18 protein-coding genes are annotated in these 16,961 nt (G+C 59.0%); 5 read left to right on the plus strand and 13 right to left on the minus strand.

Features of this window, described 5'->3' with window-relative positions:
• Positions 1–201: 201 nt before the first annotated feature.
• The 3 genes from QRN20_RS05300 (at position 202) to cmoB (ending at position 2,406) form a co-directional block, all read left to right on the plus strand.
• On the plus strand, positions 202–594 hold the full coding sequence (locus tag QRN20_RS05300; protein WP_043306256.1) for a protease inhibitor I42 family protein: 393 nt from the start codon (positions 202–204) through the stop codon (positions 592–594).
• A gap of 112 nt (positions 595–706) precedes the next feature.
• Positions 707–1,450: a carboxy-S-adenosyl-L-methionine synthase CmoA gene (cmoA, locus tag QRN20_RS05305; protein WP_058432537.1), complete on the plus strand. Its 744-nt coding sequence runs from the start codon at positions 707–709 to the stop codon at positions 1,448–1,450.
• Positions 1,447–2,406 (plus strand): tRNA 5-methoxyuridine(34)/uridine 5-oxyacetic acid(34) synthase CmoB, encoded by a 960-nt coding sequence (gene cmoB, locus QRN20_RS05310; protein WP_096768323.1) that lies wholly within the window; start codon positions 1,447–1,449, stop codon positions 2,404–2,406. Before cmoA ends, cmoB begins: the two co-directional genes overlap by 4 nt.
• Before the next feature lie 329 nt (positions 2,407–2,735).
• Here the strand turns inward: cmoB and pdxJ are convergent, their stop codons facing one another.
• The 11 genes from pdxJ to rpoE form a co-directional block, all read right to left on the minus strand.
• Positions 2,736–3,476 (minus strand): pyridoxine 5'-phosphate synthase, encoded by a 741-nt coding sequence (gene pdxJ / locus QRN20_RS05315; protein ID WP_029243179.1) that lies wholly within the window; start codon positions 3,474–3,476, stop codon positions 2,736–2,738.
• Positions 3,477–3,527: 51 nt separating this feature from the next.
• Positions 3,528–4,211: a DNA repair protein RecO gene (recO, locus tag QRN20_RS05320; protein ID WP_029243180.1), complete on the minus strand. Its 684-nt coding sequence runs from the start codon at positions 4,209–4,211 to the stop codon at positions 3,528–3,530.
• 57 nt (positions 4,212–4,268) lie between these two features.
• Positions 4,269–5,171 (minus strand): GTPase Era, encoded by a 903-nt coding sequence (era, locus tag QRN20_RS05325; protein ID WP_004881778.1) that lies wholly within the window; start codon positions 5,169–5,171, stop codon positions 4,269–4,271.
• Positions 5,164–5,853: a ribonuclease III gene (rnc, locus tag QRN20_RS05330; RefSeq protein ID WP_004881776.1), complete on the minus strand. Its 690-nt coding sequence runs from the start codon at positions 5,851–5,853 to the stop codon at positions 5,164–5,166. The genes era and rnc overlap by 8 nt, the downstream gene beginning before the upstream one ends.
• Positions 5,850–6,227, minus strand: a complete 378-nt coding sequence (locus QRN20_RS05335; protein WP_025996855.1) for a DUF4845 domain-containing protein — start codon at positions 6,225–6,227, stop codon at positions 5,850–5,852. Before QRN20_RS05335 ends, rnc begins: the two co-directional genes overlap by 4 nt.
• Before the next feature lie 91 nt (positions 6,228–6,318).
• Complete coding sequence (gene lepB, locus QRN20_RS05340; protein ID WP_004881773.1) at positions 6,319–7,173, minus strand: signal peptidase I; 855 nt, start codon at positions 7,171–7,173, stop codon at positions 6,319–6,321.
• 9 nt (positions 7,174–7,182) lie between these two features.
• Positions 7,183–8,979: a translation elongation factor 4 gene (lepA, locus tag QRN20_RS05345; protein ID WP_285360025.1), complete on the minus strand. Its 1,797-nt coding sequence runs from the start codon at positions 8,977–8,979 to the stop codon at positions 7,183–7,185.
• Between the two features lie 171 nt (positions 8,980–9,150).
• Positions 9,151–10,533: a DegQ family serine endoprotease gene (locus QRN20_RS05350; RefSeq protein WP_370454419.1), complete on the minus strand. Its 1,383-nt coding sequence runs from the start codon at positions 10,531–10,533 to the stop codon at positions 9,151–9,153.
• 335 nt (positions 10,534–10,868) lie between these two features.
• The gene (locus tag QRN20_RS05355) at positions 10,869–11,825 is read right to left on the minus strand and encodes a MucB/RseB C-terminal domain-containing protein (RefSeq protein WP_029243181.1); all 957 of its coding nucleotides are present in this window, start codon (positions 11,823–11,825) and stop codon (positions 10,869–10,871) included.
• Between the two features lie 8 nt (positions 11,826–11,833).
• On the minus strand, positions 11,834–12,427 hold the full coding sequence (locus tag QRN20_RS05360; protein WP_004881766.1) for an anti sigma-E factor RseA C-terminal domain-containing protein: 594 nt from the start codon (positions 12,425–12,427) through the stop codon (positions 11,834–11,836).
• Between the two features lie 33 nt (positions 12,428–12,460).
• Complete coding sequence (gene rpoE, locus QRN20_RS05365) at positions 12,461–13,042, minus strand: RNA polymerase sigma factor RpoE/AlgU (RefSeq protein WP_002554912.1); 582 nt, start codon at positions 13,040–13,042, stop codon at positions 12,461–12,463.
• 489 nt (positions 13,043–13,531) lie between these two features.
• On the opposite strand from rpoE, the gene nadB reads away from it, so the two are divergent.
• Positions 13,532–15,148, plus strand: a complete 1,617-nt coding sequence (gene nadB / locus QRN20_RS05370) for an L-aspartate oxidase (RefSeq protein ID WP_058432534.1) — start codon at positions 13,532–13,534, stop codon at positions 15,146–15,148.
• Here the strand turns inward: nadB and QRN20_RS05375 are convergent.
• Both QRN20_RS05375 and QRN20_RS05380 read right to left on the minus strand, forming a co-directional pair.
• Entirely contained in the window at positions 15,117–15,581 is a 465-nt protein-coding gene (locus tag QRN20_RS05375; RefSeq protein WP_058432533.1) for a protein YgfX, read from the minus strand. The genes nadB and QRN20_RS05375 overlap by 32 nt on opposite strands.
• The gene (locus QRN20_RS05380; RefSeq protein WP_004881759.1) at positions 15,565–15,819 is read right to left on the minus strand and encodes an FAD assembly factor SdhE; all 255 of its coding nucleotides are present in this window, start codon (positions 15,817–15,819) and stop codon (positions 15,565–15,567) included. The genes QRN20_RS05375 and QRN20_RS05380 overlap by 17 nt, the downstream gene beginning before the upstream one ends.
• Before the next feature lie 149 nt (positions 15,820–15,968).
• Here QRN20_RS05380 and ygfZ point away from each other — a divergent pair, with 149 nt between their 5' ends.
• Positions 15,969–16,910 (plus strand): CAF17-like 4Fe-4S cluster assembly/insertion protein YgfZ, encoded by a 942-nt coding sequence (ygfZ, locus tag QRN20_RS05385; protein ID WP_163001108.1) that lies wholly within the window; start codon positions 15,969–15,971, stop codon positions 16,908–16,910.
• The last annotated feature ends 51 nt before the right edge of the window (positions 16,911–16,961 follow it).

Consider the following 16,961-nt stretch of genomic DNA (forward strand, 5'->3'; position numbering starts at 1 on the left):
GTCACGGGAGGCATGCCCACGCGGAGCGATGGGCACGATCAGTGTTGAGGCGGACCTGTGTATAACGATGAGCGCGGAGTGGGAACAATCGGACTGTATATGACATGGCGCATGGCTCTTGCGCGCATCGACACCTCCGGCTCCCCTCCAAAACCCTGATCGGTTATCCTCCTGCATCGTCTTGCAAAACCGGACCTTGCCATGACCCCTGCCCGTCTCATTGCGCCCTTGAGCCTTGCTCTGTTGAGTGCCTGCGCACAAACCCCGAAAAACATCGTCTCCATCGACAGCCAAAGTGACTGTCCATTGAGCCTCAAGGCCGGACAAACGCTGATTCTGACCCTGCCCAGCAATCCCACGACAGGCTTTCGCTGGCTGACTCAGAACCCGGCACAGGACATCCTGCGCAGCCTGGGGCCTGAGGTGTATGCCAACGGCGGTAACAAGGAGATGATCGGCAGCGGCGGCGAGTCGGTCTGGCGGTTCAAAGCCGCTCAGGCGGGCAGCGGACGCCTGCTGATGGTCTATCAGCAACCCTGGGCACCGGAAGTACCAGCCGAGCAGACCTTCGATTGTTCGATCAAGGTGAACTGAGGCCTTTTCAACAGTCCGCGCGGCGGCTCATCCGGGAAGCTGCGCCAGACCATGCATCACGACGACAACTTGGCTAGAATGCCCGCCTTTCAAAGCCTTCGCCGGAATCGCCGTGAGCAAAGAACCCGACCGCCTATTCGCCCAGCCCCTGGCCCAAGTGCCTGACTTCGCCTTCAACGAAGACGTGGTGCGGGTGTTCCCGGACATGATCAAGCGCTCGGTGCCCGGTTACCCGACCATTGTCGAGAACCTTGGCGTGCTTGCGGCGCAGTTCGCCCAGCCTGATACCGTTCTTTACGACTTGGGCAGTTCGCTGGGAGCCGTCACTCAGGCCCTGCGCCGCCATGTGCGCAACGAAGGGTGCCGGGTCATCGCCATCGACAACTCGGCCGCCATGGTCGAACGCTGCCGCGAATACCTGAATGCCCAGAATTCGATGTTTCAGGAGCTGTTGCCAGTCGAGGTCATCGAGGGTGACATTCTGGGGCTGACGTTCCAGCCCGCCTCGGTGGTGGCACTGAACTTCACGCTGCAATTCATCGCGCCCGAACAGCGTCTGGAGTTGTTGAGCCGTATCCGCCATTCGCTGGTGCCGGGCGGTGCCTTGATCCTCTCGGAAAAGCTGCGCTTCGATGACGGGCAGGAGCACGCGCTGCTGACCGATCTGCACATCGCCTTCAAGCGCGCCAACGGCTACAGCGATCTGGAGATTGCCCAGAAGCGCAGCGCCATCGAGAACGTCATGAAACCCGACAGCCTCGAAGAACATCGCCAACGTCTGCTCGCCGCCGGTTTTTCCAAGGTGGTGCCGTGGTTCCAATGCCTTAACTTTGCCTCGTTGATTGCCCTGCCATGATTGATCTCGCTTCACTTGTCCGCCGTCTGGCACGTACTCCACTGGCCGAATGGGCCAACGGCCTGCAGGCCCAGCTCGATACCAAGATGACCAAAGGGCACGGCGACCTGCAGCGCTGGCAGAGTGCGCTGGACGCCCTGCCAGCACTGACGCCGAGCCGTGTCGAACTGACCGACAGCTTCACGCTGGAAACCGAATGCGACGGCGAAACCCGCACTGTGCTGCGCAAAGCCTTGATGGGGCTTTCGCCGTGGCGCAAGGGGCCATTCAACGTGTTCGGCGTGCACATCGATACCGAATGGCGCTCCGACTGGAAGTGGTCGCGGGTAGCGCCGCATCTGGACCTGAAAGGCAAACGCGTGCTGGATGTCGGCTGCGGCAACGGCTATTACCAGTGGCGGATGCTCGGTGCCGGGGCTGACTGCGTGATTGGCGTTGATCCCAACTGGCTGTTCTTCTGCCAGTTCCAGGCCATGCAACGCTACCTGCCCGACCTGCCCGCCTGGCACCTGCCTTTCGCGCTGGAAGACCTGCCGGCCAATCTGGAAGGATTCGATACTGTGTTTTCCATGGGCGTGCTGTACCACCGCAAATCGCCCATTGATCACTTGCTGGCGTTGAAAGACTGTCTGGTGAAAGGCGGCGAACTGGTCATGGAGACGCTGGTGATACCGGGCGACGTGCATCAGGTGCTGGTGCCCGAGGATCGCTATGCACAGATGCGCAACGTCTGGTTCCTGCCGTCCGTGCCCGCGCTGGAACTGTGGATGCGCCGCGCAGGTTTTACCGATGTACGCTGTGTGGACGTCAGTCATACAACGGTCGAGGAACAACGCAGCACTGAGTGGATGCGTTTTCAGTCGCTGGGCGACTTCCTCGACCCGAGCGATCCGACCAGAACCGTCGAAGGCCTGCCCGCACCGATGCGGGCCGTGATCGTGGGGCGCAAGCCTTAGGCTTTCAGCACCGGATCACACATCTGTAACCCGCAGTTGCTGAAGAAACACCCTTGTGGGAGGCGCCACCACGTCTTCGACGTAGCGCTGTCGCGCAGCAAACTTCGTGGGAGCGGACCGGGCGGCGTTCCGCTTGTCCGCGAAAAGGCCAGTACATCCGACGAATATTCATCGCCCGAAATACAGTATTCGCGGACAAGTCCGCTCCCACAAGATCCAGTTTCTTCAGTGGCTTACAGGTTGTTTGATAAGAGGCGGCTTGTTGCGCGACAGCGCTACATCGAAGATCTGGTGGGGCCTCCCACAGCCCGTATGGAGATTGGCGCTGCCTATCGCGCAGCCGCGACGATCAGCGCTTTCATCTCTGCCACCGCCGCCTTGAAGCCCACGAACAGTGCATGCGCCACCAGTGCATGGCCGATGTTCAGTTCGTTGATACCCTTGATCGCGGCAATCGGTTCGACGTTGTGATAGTGCAGGCCGTGACCGGCGTTGACGATCAAACCCTGAGCCAGACCAAAGGTCACGCCATCGGCGACCCGTTGCAGCTCTTCAGCCACTTCGACAGGAGTTTGCGCGTCGGCGTAGCGACCGGTGTGCAGTTCGATGGCGGGCGCACCGACACGCGCTGAAGCCGCAATCTGGCGCTCGTCAGCATCAATGAACAACGATACTTCACAGCCGATCTTCGACAGCCGCTCGACCGCTGCCTTGATGCGCGCTTCCTGACCCGCCACGTCCAGACCACCCTCGGTGGTCAATTCCTGACGCGTTTCCGGCACCAGACACACATGCGCCGGACGAATGCGCTCGGCAAACGCGAGCATCTCTTCGGTCACGCCCATTTCAAAGTTCATGCGAGTCTGCAACACGTCCTTGAGCAGCAGCACGTCGCGCTCCTGGATGTGGCGACGGTCTTCGCGCAAGTGAACCGTGATGCCATCGGCACCCGCCTCTTCCGCGTCCAGCGCGGCCTTGACCGGATCCGGGTAACGCGTGCCGCGTGCCTGGCGCAAAGTAGCCACGTGATCGATGTTCACGCCGAGAAGGATGCGGGTGCTTTGAGTCACGGGAGGTCTCCTGAAAGTTGATCGAAGCAGGCCGCAGAGCATAAAGCCTGATTACGGCTTGCGAAACAGTTCACGGCTGACTAATGGACGACCGCCCAAGTGAACGGCCAGTGCCTGACGCATCAGACGCTTGGCGGCAGACAACGCACCCGGCGCGCTCCAGTCGGCTTCGGCCATGGCCAGCAGCTCGACGCCTTGAAATAGACCGGGCTGCAACAGCCAGACCCGTTCCAGCCCGGCGTCGACCTGCAGGCGGTACATGCCGTCTGCGGCCAGAGGCTCACCGTTGATATCGGTATCCAGCGCAAAACCGTAGCCGAGATCGTCCAGCAGACGCCATTCGAATGAGCGAAGCAAGGGCTCGAGCGCCCGTCCTTCGGCAAGGGCGATCAGCGTGGCGGCATAGTGTTCGAACACGGCAGGATGCGGATCTTCGGCAGGCAGCAGACGAATCAGCAATTCATTGAGGTACATGCCACTGAACAGCGCCTCGCCCGTCATCCAGGTCGCGACACCGGCGCTTTCCATACGACCCACGTTCTTCAGCTCGCCGCGCCCGCGAAACTCGACTTCAAGCGGCACGAAGGGGCGTGCCAGCGAACCGGCCTTGCCCTTGGCGCTGCGCAGTACGGCACGCAAGCGGCCCTGAGGCGTGAGGAAATCGACCAACGCGCTGTTTTCACGGTACGCACGGCTGTGCAGCACAAAAGCAGGTTGGCCGGTTGGCGTGCTCATCGGGCGGGCTCGAAAAGGAAAATGTTCACCCGGCCGGTGGCCGGGTGAAAAGACAACCTAGAGGTCGCCGTAGCCCAGCGAGCGCAGTGCGCGCTCATCGTCGGACCAGCCACCCTTGACCTTCACCCAGAGGTTGAGCATCACCTTGGAGTCGAACAGCAGCTCCATGTCGCGACGGGCATCACTGCCGATGCGTTTGATACGCTCGCCCTTGTCGCCAATGATGATCTTCTTCTGACCGTCGCGTTCGACGAGGATCAGCGCATGGATGTGCAGGGTGCGACCCTGCTGCTTGAACTCTTCGATTTCGACGGTGATCTGGTACGGAAGCTCGGCACCCAGCTGGCGCATGATCTTCTCGCGAACCAGTTCGGCGGCCAGGAAGCGACTGCTGCGGTCGGTGATCTGGTCTTCCGGGAAGAAGTGATCATTTTCCGGCAGGTGGGAGGCGATCAGGCCTTCCAGTGCTTCAAGGTTGTGACCGTGCTGCGCAGAGATCGGCACAATGGACGCATTCGGCAGCTGGCCTTGCAGCCATTCCAGATGCGGCATCAGATCGCTCTTGTCTTCGATGCGGTCGGTCTTGTTGATCGCCAGAATGACTGGACCCTGAACGTATTGAACACGCTCCAGCACCATCTGGTCTTCGTCGGTCCAGCGCGTGCGGTCGACAACGAAGATCACCACATCGACGTCTTTCAACGCAGCCGAAGCGGTCTTGTTCATGTAGCGGTTCAGCGCTTTCTCGCCGTTCTTGTGCATGCCCGGGGTATCGACGTAGATCGCCTGCACGGCACCCTCGGTCTTGATGCCCAGCATGTTGTGACGGGTGGTCTGCGGCTTGCGCGAAGTGATCGCCAGCTTCTGACCGAGAATGTGATTGAGCAGCGTGGACTTGCCTACGTTAGGGCGGCCGACGATGGCAACATAGCCACAGCGTGTTGCAGTTGTATCAGTCATGACCGTTCTCCACGCCAAGGGCAATGAGTGCTGCAGCTGCGGCTACCTGTTCGGCAATCCGGCGGCTGACACCCTGACCTCGACTCTTTTCATTCAATAAGGTGATTTCGCATTCGACGAAGAACGTCCGGCAATGCGGCTCACCCTGGATGTCCACCACTTCGTAACGTGGCAGATCACAGGCCCGTGACTGCAGAAATTCCTGCAGACGGGTTTTCGGGTCCTTGTTGGTGTCTACCAGCGTCAGGCTGTCGAACTCGGTCGTCAACCACGCCAGTACGCGCTCACGCGCAGCGTCCATGCCTGCATCGAGATAGATGGCACCGATCAACGCTTCGAGAGCATCGGCCAGAATCGATTCACGACGGAATCCGCCGCTCTTCAATTCACCGGATCCCAATCGCAGGTATTCACCCAGATCAAAACCGCGTGCCAGCAACGCCAGCGTCTCGCCTTTCACCAACCGTGCACGCAGACGCGACAGCTGACCTTCACGGGCCTGAGGAAAGCGCTCGAACAGCGCCTCGCCGGCCACAAAGTTGAGAATGGCATCACCGAGGAATTCCAGACGCTCGTTGTTACGACCGGCAAAACTGCGGTGGGTCAGGGCCAGGACCATCAGTTCCTGATCCTTGAAGGTGTAGCCGAGCTGACGCTCAAGGCGGCTCAAGGATACGCTCACGGTCTGCCCACGCTCAGTTGCTTGTCGAACTTGATGACCACGTCGATGTTCTGGATCAATGGCTCACGCTGTTCATAGTTCAAATGGGCGTTGAACGTATTGTTCTCCACCGTTACTTTTAAAGCCTTGTTCAAATCTATATCCCGGATGCTGTTGAGCTGCATGCTCTTTTCGACATAACTGTAAAATTCGCTGACCGTGGTGATATCCAGGCCTTTGTTGGTCTCGACCGCTTCGATGATTTTCGTCATCGACATGTAGTCGAGATAATGGGGAACGATCTTCATCGCCGTGCTCACCGCAAATGCGACGAGCGCCAGCGTCAGCAACCATCCGACCCACGACATACCTTTTTGAGAAGCAGGGAACGTCATGTTCACTGTTGACCCTCCTGGGTGCGCTGCCAGCGGCAGGCCAAAACGTTCCCAAATGACATACGGCGCTGCTCAGGCAGCGCCGCATGGATTATTTGATCAGACCTACCCGTGAAAAATTGGGGAAGTGACTCAGTTTCGGCTCGGGCCAGCTCATCCAGACAGCAAACGCCTTGCCGACGATGTTCTTGTCCGGAACCATGCCCAGCTCGTCCTTGGGAATGTTGGGGTCATCCCAGTAACGGCTGTCGTTGGAGTTGTCCCGGTTGTCGCCCATCATGAAGTAGTGCGCGGCAGGCACGGTCCACTCGGTGTCGGGCGGCGCACGGTAGCGGCTCATCTCCTGACGGATCTGGTGCTCGACAGTGCCCAGTTGCTCTTCGTACAGTTCGGCACTGCCCAGTGTTCCGGGCTCGGTGCCGATCAGTTTCTTGGCAACCAGTTCGCCGTTCACGAACAGGCGCTTGTCACTGGTGTAACGAATGCGGTCGCCCGGCAAGCCGATGACACGCTTGATGTAGTTGACGCTCGGGTCGCTCGGGTAGCGAAACACCATAACATCGCCACGCTGCGGATCACCGATCTGAATCACCTTCTGGTCCAGTACGGGCAAACGAATGCCGTAGGAGAACTTGTTGACCAGAATGAAATCACCCACGTCCAGTGTCGGCTTCATGGAGCCCGACGGAATCTGGAAGGGTTCGACCAGAAACGAGCGCAGGACCAGGACGATGAACAGGACCGGAAAGAACGACTTGCCGTATTCAACCAGCAAGGGTTCCTTGTCCAGTCGCTCGACGACAGCAATGTCAGGCTCTGCGACGCTGCCCTGATAATTGGCGATGGCCACCCGGCGACGAGGCGCCAGGAACACCAGGTCAATCAGTGCAAGCACGCCACAGACGAAGACAGCGATGACCAACAACAGCGGGAAATTTAGTGACATAGGACCTGACTATTCCAACCTGAGCACTGCAAGGAAAGCTTCCTGTGGAATCTCCACGTTGCCGACCTGCTTCATGCGTTTCTTACCGGCCTTCTGCTTCTCGAGCAATTTGCGTTTACGGCTCACGTCGCCGCCATAACACTTGGCCAGTACGTTCTTTCTGAGCGCCTTGACGGTTGTCCGGGCCACGATCTGACCGCCAATGGCGGCCTGAATTGCCACGTCGAACATCTGCCGCGGGATCAGTTCTTTCATCTTCTCGGTCAACGCGCGCCCTTTGTAGTGCGCGTTGTCACGGTGAACGATCAGCGCCAGGGCATCGACCTTCTCGCCGTTGATCAGTACATCGAGCTTGACCAGATTGGCCGACTGATAACGGTCGAAATGATAATCCAGCGAAGCATAACCGCGGCTGACTGACTTCAAACGATCGAAGAAGTCCAGAACCACTTCGTTCATCGGCAGATCGTAGCTGACCTGAACCTGCGTTCCGAGGAACAGCATGTCGTGCTGCACGCCACGTTTTTCGATGCACAGCGTGATGACGTTGCCCAGGTGCTCCTGAGGCACAAGAATATTTGCCCGAACGATAGGTTCGCGCATATCTTCGATGGCTGACAGGTCTGGCAATTTGGACGGGTTGTCGACGTAAATCGTTTCACCGGTCTTCAGCAGCAGCTCGAAGATAACGGTTGGCGCCGTGGTGATCAGGTCCAGATTGTATTCGCGTTCCAGACGCTCCTGGATGATCTCCATGTGGAGCATGCCCAGGAAGCCGCAACGGAAGCCGAAGCCCAGCGCGTCCGAGCTTTCCGGCAGGTACTGCAGCGAAGAATCGTTGAGCGTCAGTTTCTGCAACGCTTCGCGGAAGTCTTCGAAATCATCGGAGCTGACCGGGAACAGACCGGCGTACACCTGCGGCTGGATACGTTTGAAGCCCGGCAATACGTCCACATCGGGCGTGGTGCTGAGTGTCAGGGTGTCACCGACCGGCGCACCATGAATATCCTTGATGCCGGCGATGATGAAGCCCACTTCGCCCGCTTTCAGATCGACCGTTGCGGTGTGCTTGGGGTTGAATACCCCGACGCTGTCGACCAGGTGCATCTTGCCGGTGGATTTGACGAGAATCTTGTCGCCTTTCCTGACCCGGCCATGGCGTACACGCACCAGGGACACGACGCCCAGGTAGTTGTCGAACCAGGAGTCGATGATCAACGCTTGCAGCGGGTCTTCGATATTGCCGGTCGGTGCCGGAATGGTCGTGACCAGGCGCTCGAGCACTTCATCAACGCCCATGCCGCTCTTGGCACTGCAGCCCACGGCGTCGGTGGCATCGATGCCGATGATCTTCTCGATCTCTTCCTTGACGCGGTCCGGATCGGCCTGCGGCAAGTCCATCTTGTTCAGTACCGGCATGACCTCAAGGCCCTGCTCGATAGCGGTGTAGCAGTTGGCAACCGACTGTGCCTCGACGCCCTGACCCGCATCGACGACCAGCAACGCGCCTTCACAGGCCGCCAGCGAACGGCTGACCTCATAGGTGAAGTCCACGTGACCGGGCGTGTCAATGAAGTTCAGCTGGTAGGTAATACCGTCTTTGGCCTTGTAGTACAGGGTGACGCTGTGGGCCTTGATGGTGATCCCGCGCTCGCGCTCAAGATCCATGGAGTCGAGCACCTGCGCTTCCATTTCGCGCTCGGACAGGCCACCGCACATTTGAATGAAGCGGTCGGCCAGCGTCGACTTGCCATGGTCAATGTGGGCGATGATGGAGAAATTGCGGATATGACTCAAATCACTCACGGATCAACACTCAAAAAGGTTGCAGGCAGATTGCCCGCCGAAAAATAGCCGGGAATTGTACCTGATGGATGCCCGAGGCGTCACGCTTGCAGGTAGACCGATCGGTTTCAGGCCTAATCACAGACATGAAAAAGGGCGACCGTGGCCGCCCTTCCTCATCAGACCTGACTGTTATTCGTCCAGCTTGAACGTAATGAACGTCGCGCGGCCCTGACGCAGGACACGCATCGAGACAGATCGATCCTTCGGCAGGCTTTTCGCCACGTCGGTGAACTGCTTGGCCGAGGTGATCGCCTGATTGTTCAGGTGGGTGATCACATCACCGGCCTGCAGACCGATCAGCGAAGCCGGACCACCGGTCACTTCCTTGATCGCCACGCCGCCTTTCAGGTCCAGGCTTTTCTTCTGCTCGGCGGTCAGTTCGATCACCGAAACACCCAGACGATTGCTGCTGCGCTCGGCACCGGCACCCGGTACGCCGCCCATTTCCTGGCCTTCGTCCGGCAGTGCGCCGACGGTGACCGTGACGTTCTGACGCTTGCCGTCGCGAATCACTTCAAGCTCGGCCTTGCTGCCGTCCTTGAGGTTGCCGATCAGGTGCGGCAGGTCGGCCGACATGATGATCGGCTGGCCGTTGGCGCTCAGAATCACGTCACCCACCTGCAGACCGCCCTTGGCAGCCGGACCGTCTTCAAGCACCTGCGCAACCAGTGCACCGGCAGGCTTGTCCAGACCGAAGGACTCAGCCAGATCCTTGTTCACTTCCTGAATCACGACACCCAGCCAGCCGCGGCTGACCTTGCCGCTGGCCTTGAGCTGATTGGCGACATCCATGGCAACGTCGATCGGAATCGCGAACGACAGGCCCATGAAGCCGCCCGAGCGAGTGAAAATCTGCGAGTTGATACCCACGACTTCACCGGCCATGTTGAACAGCGGACCACCGGAGTTGCCCGGGTTGATCGCCACGTCCGTCTGGATGAACGGCACGTAGGTGTCATTCGGCAGGCTGCGGCCCTTGGCGCTGACAATACCCTTGGTCACCGAATGATCGAAGCCGAACGGCGAACCGATCGCCAGTACCCACTCACCGACCTTGAGCTTGTTGGAGTTACCCAGCTTGGCGGTTGGCAGGTCCTTGCCTTCGATTTTCAGAACAGCCACGTCAGTGCGCGGATCGGTACCGACCAGCTTGGCTTTCAGTTCGCTGCGGTCGGAGAGGCGCACGAGAATTTCGTCCGCGCCGTCGATCACATGGTTGTTGGTCAGCACATAGCCATCGGGCGAGATGATGAAGCCCGAGCCCAGCGACTGGGCCTCGCGCTGGCGATCACCCTTGCCTGGCGGACGGGTTCCCGGCGGCATGCTGCGCTCGAGAAATTCGCGCAGCATCGGTGGCAGACCTTCGAGGTCCGGCACTTGCTGATTGGCGATGGCCCGGTCAGGCAGCTTCTGCCGGGTACTGATATTCACCACCGCCGGCGATGCCTGCTCCACCAGCCCGGTGAAGTCCGGCAGGTTCTCGGCCTGTACGGCAGCGACCTGCCCGAGCATCAGCACGGCGGCAATTAGGGATAGATAAGATTTCATGCGTGGTATCGACATACGGCTCCCATTCACAACGAGCAAAGTTAAGCAGTACAAGGTCAGCTGACTCAGAGACCCGACACCGTGCGGTGCCCTCCCCTGATACTTTTTTACGGCCCACAAACGACAAAGGCCAGAGCTGCGAGGCTGTGACCTATAGAAAAAAACGAGATGTTTTGCAACCTGCAAACCTCACCAAACATTTCAGCGTCTCAGCACAGGGCCAGGTTGACTGCAGTCTGGCAGTTCGTTGGACCCAAGATGAAATAATTTACATCTTGGGCGCTCGCCACAGTATCGAACTACTTTTTCGCCTGGGTTTCGGTACCACGAATGGACAGCGCAACGCGCTCCGCAGTGCCCAACGGTATCTCTCCGACCACTGTAACCATGGTGTCGCCCTGAGGCGTGGTCAGGCGTCGGGATACTGCAACGGTAGGACCCAGCTGAGTACGAATGTCGGACGATGCATTACCGCTCACGGGCTCGATAAACACCGAAAACCGTGCCAGACCATCGCCATACATCAGGCTGGTCACTGGCGAGTGCGAATCGTGCTCCTTGCGTACACCACTGCTGCTGAGCTCGAAACCCGGCGGCAGCCAGTCCGAACGCCAGGCGACCGGAGTGACCTGCGCCTTGGACTTGGCCTTCGTAGCCACTACCGGCTTGCAATCGGCACTGACCTGAAGCATCTGATCAGTCGGTACGGTGGCGGTTTCCAGGTCGGTGAACTGGAAACGCTCGAGCAGCTGCCCTTTGTCGCTTAACAACAACGACTTCAGCGCAAGGCCAGTCTCGTTATCGATATGCAACTCCATACCGTAACGATGCTGATCCTTCGGCGTCACTGCCACAATAGTAGTCGCACGCCCAGCCACTCGCGACTTGCCGACGACTTTCATGTCGTACCAGTCGGAGAGTTTCTTGACGTCGAAATTTCGAGAGGAGGAGCCGGCGCTGGTGACGCCTGCTTCCAGAGTGCCACTGACGCACTGGGTAAGCCCGTCGATACGTGACACTTCAAGAGCAGAACCATCAAGCTGCAACAAGCGCTCACTGACCTTGCCGTCCGCTACGCGGTGCCAGATCCGGTGGGTAGAGAAACTACCGTTGCGCTCGTAAACAAAAGTACCTTGATAGCTTTGCTGCTGATCAACCTGCCCAAGACGCTTGAGCATGTCCTGGGCATCATCGGCATGCACTGGGAGGGCAAGCCATCCACCAAGCAACAACGGCAGTAGAGGGACGACTCGCATGTTCCTCCTTAACGGTTTTCCAGGCTGGCGGCACGAGCGTAAGGCAGCGCGCTTTCAGTACCCTTCAGCGCAGCTTCCTGAGCGTGCTGGCGCAGGTAGCCTGGCAGACGCTTGTCGCCTTCACCGGCCTGACCTTGCAACACACCGTTGGCCATCGGGCCTGGTGCCTGTTCGGCGCTCTCGGTATAACCCGCCAGTACCGCCGGGCCCTTGACCTGTGGAACGGTCAGGTTGGCAGGCTGCTGGGTCTGCTGTGCCAGCTGCGTACCGGTGATTTCATCCTGGTTGTACAGGCGAACACCAGCCAGAACAGCGACGGTTACCGAAGCGGCCACGGCCAGACGACCCAGCGAGCGCCACGGACCGCGGGCTGCTTTCAGGGGGCTGACTTCATCGGCAATCGCAGCGGACACAGCCGCCGAAATATCCAGATGAGGCATCAACAGTTCCTTGTGCATCGCTGCACGGGCAATCTGATAACGCGACCATGTGGCACGTGTATCTGCATCGTCAATGGCATTCAATACCCGACGCAATTCCAACTCGTCCGCTTCATTATCCATCACTGCGGACAGCGATTCCTGCAGGGCTTCACGACTCATGGCGGGTTCCTCTCTTGGGCTATCGCCGCTGTCTCAGGATTCCTGCAACAACGGCTGCAGGGCTTTATCGATGGCTTCCCGAGCGCGAAAGATGCGAGAGCGCACGGTACCAACAGGACATTGCATGACGCTCGCAATGTCTTCGTAACTCAGACCATCGAATTCACGTAAAGTTAGTGCAGTACGCAAATCCTCCGGGAGAAGCTGGATGGTCCGATGGACAGTGCCCTCGATCTCATCCCTCAACAATGCACGCTCCGGCGACTCGATGTCCTTGAGGCCATGATCGCCATCGTAGAACTCCGCGTCCTCAGACCTTACATCGCTATCAGGCGGTCGCCGACCTCGCGACACCAGATAGTTTTTCGCCGTGTTGATGGCGATGCGATACAGCCACGTGTAAAACGCACTGTCACCGCGGAAATTTCCGAGTGCGCGGTAAGCCTTGATAAAAGCTTCCTGCGCAACATCCTGAGCCTCATGGGTGTCGTGCACGAAACGCACGATCAACCCTAGAATCTTGTGCTGATACTTCAGCACCAACAGATCAAATGCCCGCGTATCACCGCGCTGTACGCGCTCGACAAGCTGCTGATCCTCTTCCTGGGTTAGCATGAACACTCCTCATTGAGCTTAAAGGAGCGTTGCAACTGATATTGTTCAGGCTCGCAAACATAGACTCGGGCTTTTCGCAAAAGTTCTCCCCCTTCAAGCAAGTTTCCTGCAGGCAATCATAAAGCCTGCAAGAAAAACGCAGCTCGACCGGATCGGCTGCGTGAATAGTCTTGTCGTCAGATGCACAGTCGATGATCACTTATCTAAACCTGCACATGCCGACGCTGTTCCTTTATAGGCAACCTGCTATTGAGCCTGGATCCCGGTGAAAAGTTCCATCGACCCAAAGACAGGTGTGAACGCAAACTGCCTCGCTGCTCTTGATCATTGAATGTATTTCAAGGATTGAAGCAGCGCAAAACGGAGTGCATCACGCCGGGGACTGGAGCACAATCGTCACCCGCCGTGGTTTCACATTGCCATGAGGCGCGGCTATTGTGCCGATCCCCCTTTACTTATACTAGTGGCCGCCGAGAGCAGAATTCACAGATGAGCCAACATTTTCAGCACGACGTACTGATCATCGGCAGCGGAGCGGCAGGCTTGAGCCTTGCACTGACGCTTCCAGCCCATCTGCGCATCGCGGTTCTGAGCAAGGGTGACCTGTCAAACGGCTCCACTTTCTGGGCCCAGGGCGGTGTCGCGGCAGTGCTTGATGACACCGATACAGTGCAGTCGCACGTCGAAGACACGCTCAACGCTGGCGGCGGTCTTTGCGACGAAGAGGCCGTGCGCTTCACGGTCGAACACAGCCGTGAAGCCATTCAATGGCTGATCGATCAGGGCGTGCCGTTTACCCGCGGCGACCATGCGGACGCTGAGGAAAGCGGCTTCCAGTTCCACCTGACCCGTGAAGGCGGTCACAGCCATCGCCGGATCATTCACGCCGCCGATGCCACCGGCGCGGCGATTTTCCGGACATTGCTCGAGCAGGCCAGCAAACGGCCCAACATCGAACTGCTCGAACAGCGCGCCGCCATCGACCTGATCACCGAACGCCGACTGGGTCTGGAAGGCCAGCGCTGCCTGGGCGCCTACGTGCTGAACCGCAAAAGCGGCGAGGTCGACACTTATGGCGCACGCTTCACGATCCTGGCGTCCGGTGGCGCGGCGAAAGTCTATCTCTACACCAGCAACCCTGACGGCGCATGCGGTGATGGCATCGCAATGGCCTGGCGTGCCGGCTGTCGGGTCGCGAATCTGGAGTTCAACCAATTCCATCCAACCTGCCTGTATCACCCGCAAGCCAAGAGCTTTCTGATCACTGAAGCACTGCGTGGCGAAGGCGCTTATCTGAAACTGCCGAACGGCGAGCGTTTCATGCCACGTTTCGACGAACGGGCAGAACTGGCGCCCCGCGACATTGTGGCCCGCGCCATTGACCACGAGATGAAGCGCCTGGGTATCGACTGCGTCTATCTGGACATCAGCCATAAACCCGAGGCGTTCATCAAGACGCACTTTCCTACGGTGTACGAGCGCTGCCTCGAGTTTTCAATCGACATTACCCGTCAGCCGATCCCGGTCGTCCCTGCCGCGCACTACACCTGCGGCGGCGTGATGGTCGACAGCCGGGGACACACAGACGTGCCGGGGCTTTATGCGATTGGCGAAACCAGTTTCACCGGCCTGCACGGCGCCAACCGGATGGCCAGCAATTCGTTGCTGGAATGCTTTGTCTATGCACGCTCTGCGGCGCAGGACATCGAGAAACAACTGGGCGACATTCAGATGCCAGCCGATCTTCCGGCGTGGGACGCCAGTCAGGTGACCGATTCGGACGAAGACGTGATCATTGCGCACAACTGGGATGAATTACGCAGATTCATGTGGGACTACGTCGGCATCGTGCGCACCAACAAGCGACTGCAACGCGCCCAGCACCGTGTGCGACTGTTACTGGATGAGATCGACGAGTTTTACAGTAACTACAAGGTCAGCCGTGACCTGATCGAGTTGCGCAACCTGGCGCAAGTAGCTGAGCTGATGATCCGCTCGGCCATGGAGCGCAAGGAAAGCCGCGGGCTGCATTACACGCTGGATTATCCGGACCTGCTGCCTGAAGCGCTGGACACTATTCTGATACCACCCACCTACGTCGGCTGAACTTCAGCCGTACGCGCAAGCGCCGGTGAATATCCGGCGTCTGCGCATCAAAGGGAATGCAGCAGCTGTGGACTTGCCGCGCGGGCCGCCCGCCATTCACCAGACGAAAGCGCAGAATCACGACCAGCGGAAGCGCCAGACTGTCCTTGCATAACTGCACAGGTTGCCAGCCCCCCTGCTCGCTCCAGACACGCCAGCCCTGTGAATCACGCTGCAATCCGGTGAACGAGCCCGGGCGTTTCAGCAGTATCGACCCCGGCAGGACCCAGGCCGCGTGAGCGATACACAACGCAGCGCCGACCAACGCCATCTGGGCCGGAACGTCCAGCCAGCACAGCGCAGACAATGCCAGCACCTGAACAAGACCATAAGCCGTCAGCAGCAGGCGCGAAGCCTGCCAGTGACACTCGAAGCGATCATTTGGGCTGAACACGGTCCAGAATCATGCGAACCATGCGCTGCAATTCAGGATCTTCGGACTCGGCACGCTGCATGAACCAGCCGAACATGTCCTGATCCTCGCAGGTCAGCAGGCGGCGATACAGATCGCGGTCCACGTCATTCAAATGCGGATAGACCTCACGGACAAACGGCACCAGCAGCACGTCCAGTTCGAGCATGCCGCGGCGGCTGTGCCAGTAAAGGCGGTTGAGTTCAACGTCTTCGACCATGGAGCGCTCCTCAAAGTAGGCGGCGAGTATACAGCCGTGAGGCGGCAGCGCGAATCGCGCAATGGTCGCAGCAGTTTTCATGTACCCGTATTCAGATTCACGACTGGGCACTATGATGTGCCCCAGACTTTTTCCCATTTGCGATGACCATGGCCCACTCAGCTTTCTTCTGCACGCTATCCCATGAGGGCGTTCTTGCCGTTCGCGGCGTGGATGCCAGCAAGTTTCTGCAGGGACAATTGACCTGCAACTTCAATTACCTGAGCGAAGACCGCTCAAGCCTCGGTGCGCGCTGCACCCAGAAAGGGCGGATGCAGTCCAGCTTCCGCGTGGTGTTCGAAGGTGACGGCTGCCTGCTGGCGATGGCTCGTGAACTGATCGAACCGCAACTGCTGGACCTGCGCAAATATGCCGTGTTTTCCAAGTCCAAACTGACTGACGAAAGCGCAGCCTGGGTGCGCTTCGGCCTTCAGGATGGCGACGGCGCACTGGTCAGCCTGGGCCTCGATCTCGCGCAGGAGACCGATTCGGTATCCCGCGCCAACGATCTGATCGCGATTCGTGTGTCGCCCGCGCGTGCCGAACTCTGGGTGCGTGCCGAACAGGCCGACAGCATTCAGTCGCGACTTGCTTCGCAGCTCGACGCAGGCTCGCTCAATGACTGGCTGCTGGGTCAGATCCAGGCCGGTATCGGTCAGGTGTTCATCGAGACCCGCGAAGAGTTCATCCCGCAGATGATCAACCTGCAGGCAGTGGGTGGCGTCAGCTTCAAGAAGGGCTGCTACACCGGACAGGAAATCGTGGCGCGCATGCAGTACCTGGGCAAGCTCAAGCGCAGGCTTTATCGACTGTCGATGCAGGGCGACGAGATGCCTGCTCCCGGTGCCGCGCTGTTTTCATCGGTGCACACCAGCTCGTCAGGCAACGTTGTGATCGCCGCGCGGTCAGAGCAGGGGATCGAGTTGCTGGCAGTGCTTCAGGCCGATGCCGCAGAAAGTGGCGACGTGCACCTCGGCGCCGCACACGGTCCTTCCCTGCAACTGTGTGAGCTGCCCTACACGCTGGACAGCAAGCTCGAAACGCAGCGATAGCGCGAGCGAACGCTCCCGCTTTTCCATGGTCAGTACAGCACCCGGCATTCC

The sequence above is a fragment of the Pseudomonas sp. fls2-241-TYG-175 genome, assembly GCF_030209155.1.
Classification (GTDB): domain Bacteria; phylum Pseudomonadota; class Gammaproteobacteria; order Pseudomonadales; family Pseudomonadaceae; genus Aquipseudomonas; species Aquipseudomonas viridiflava.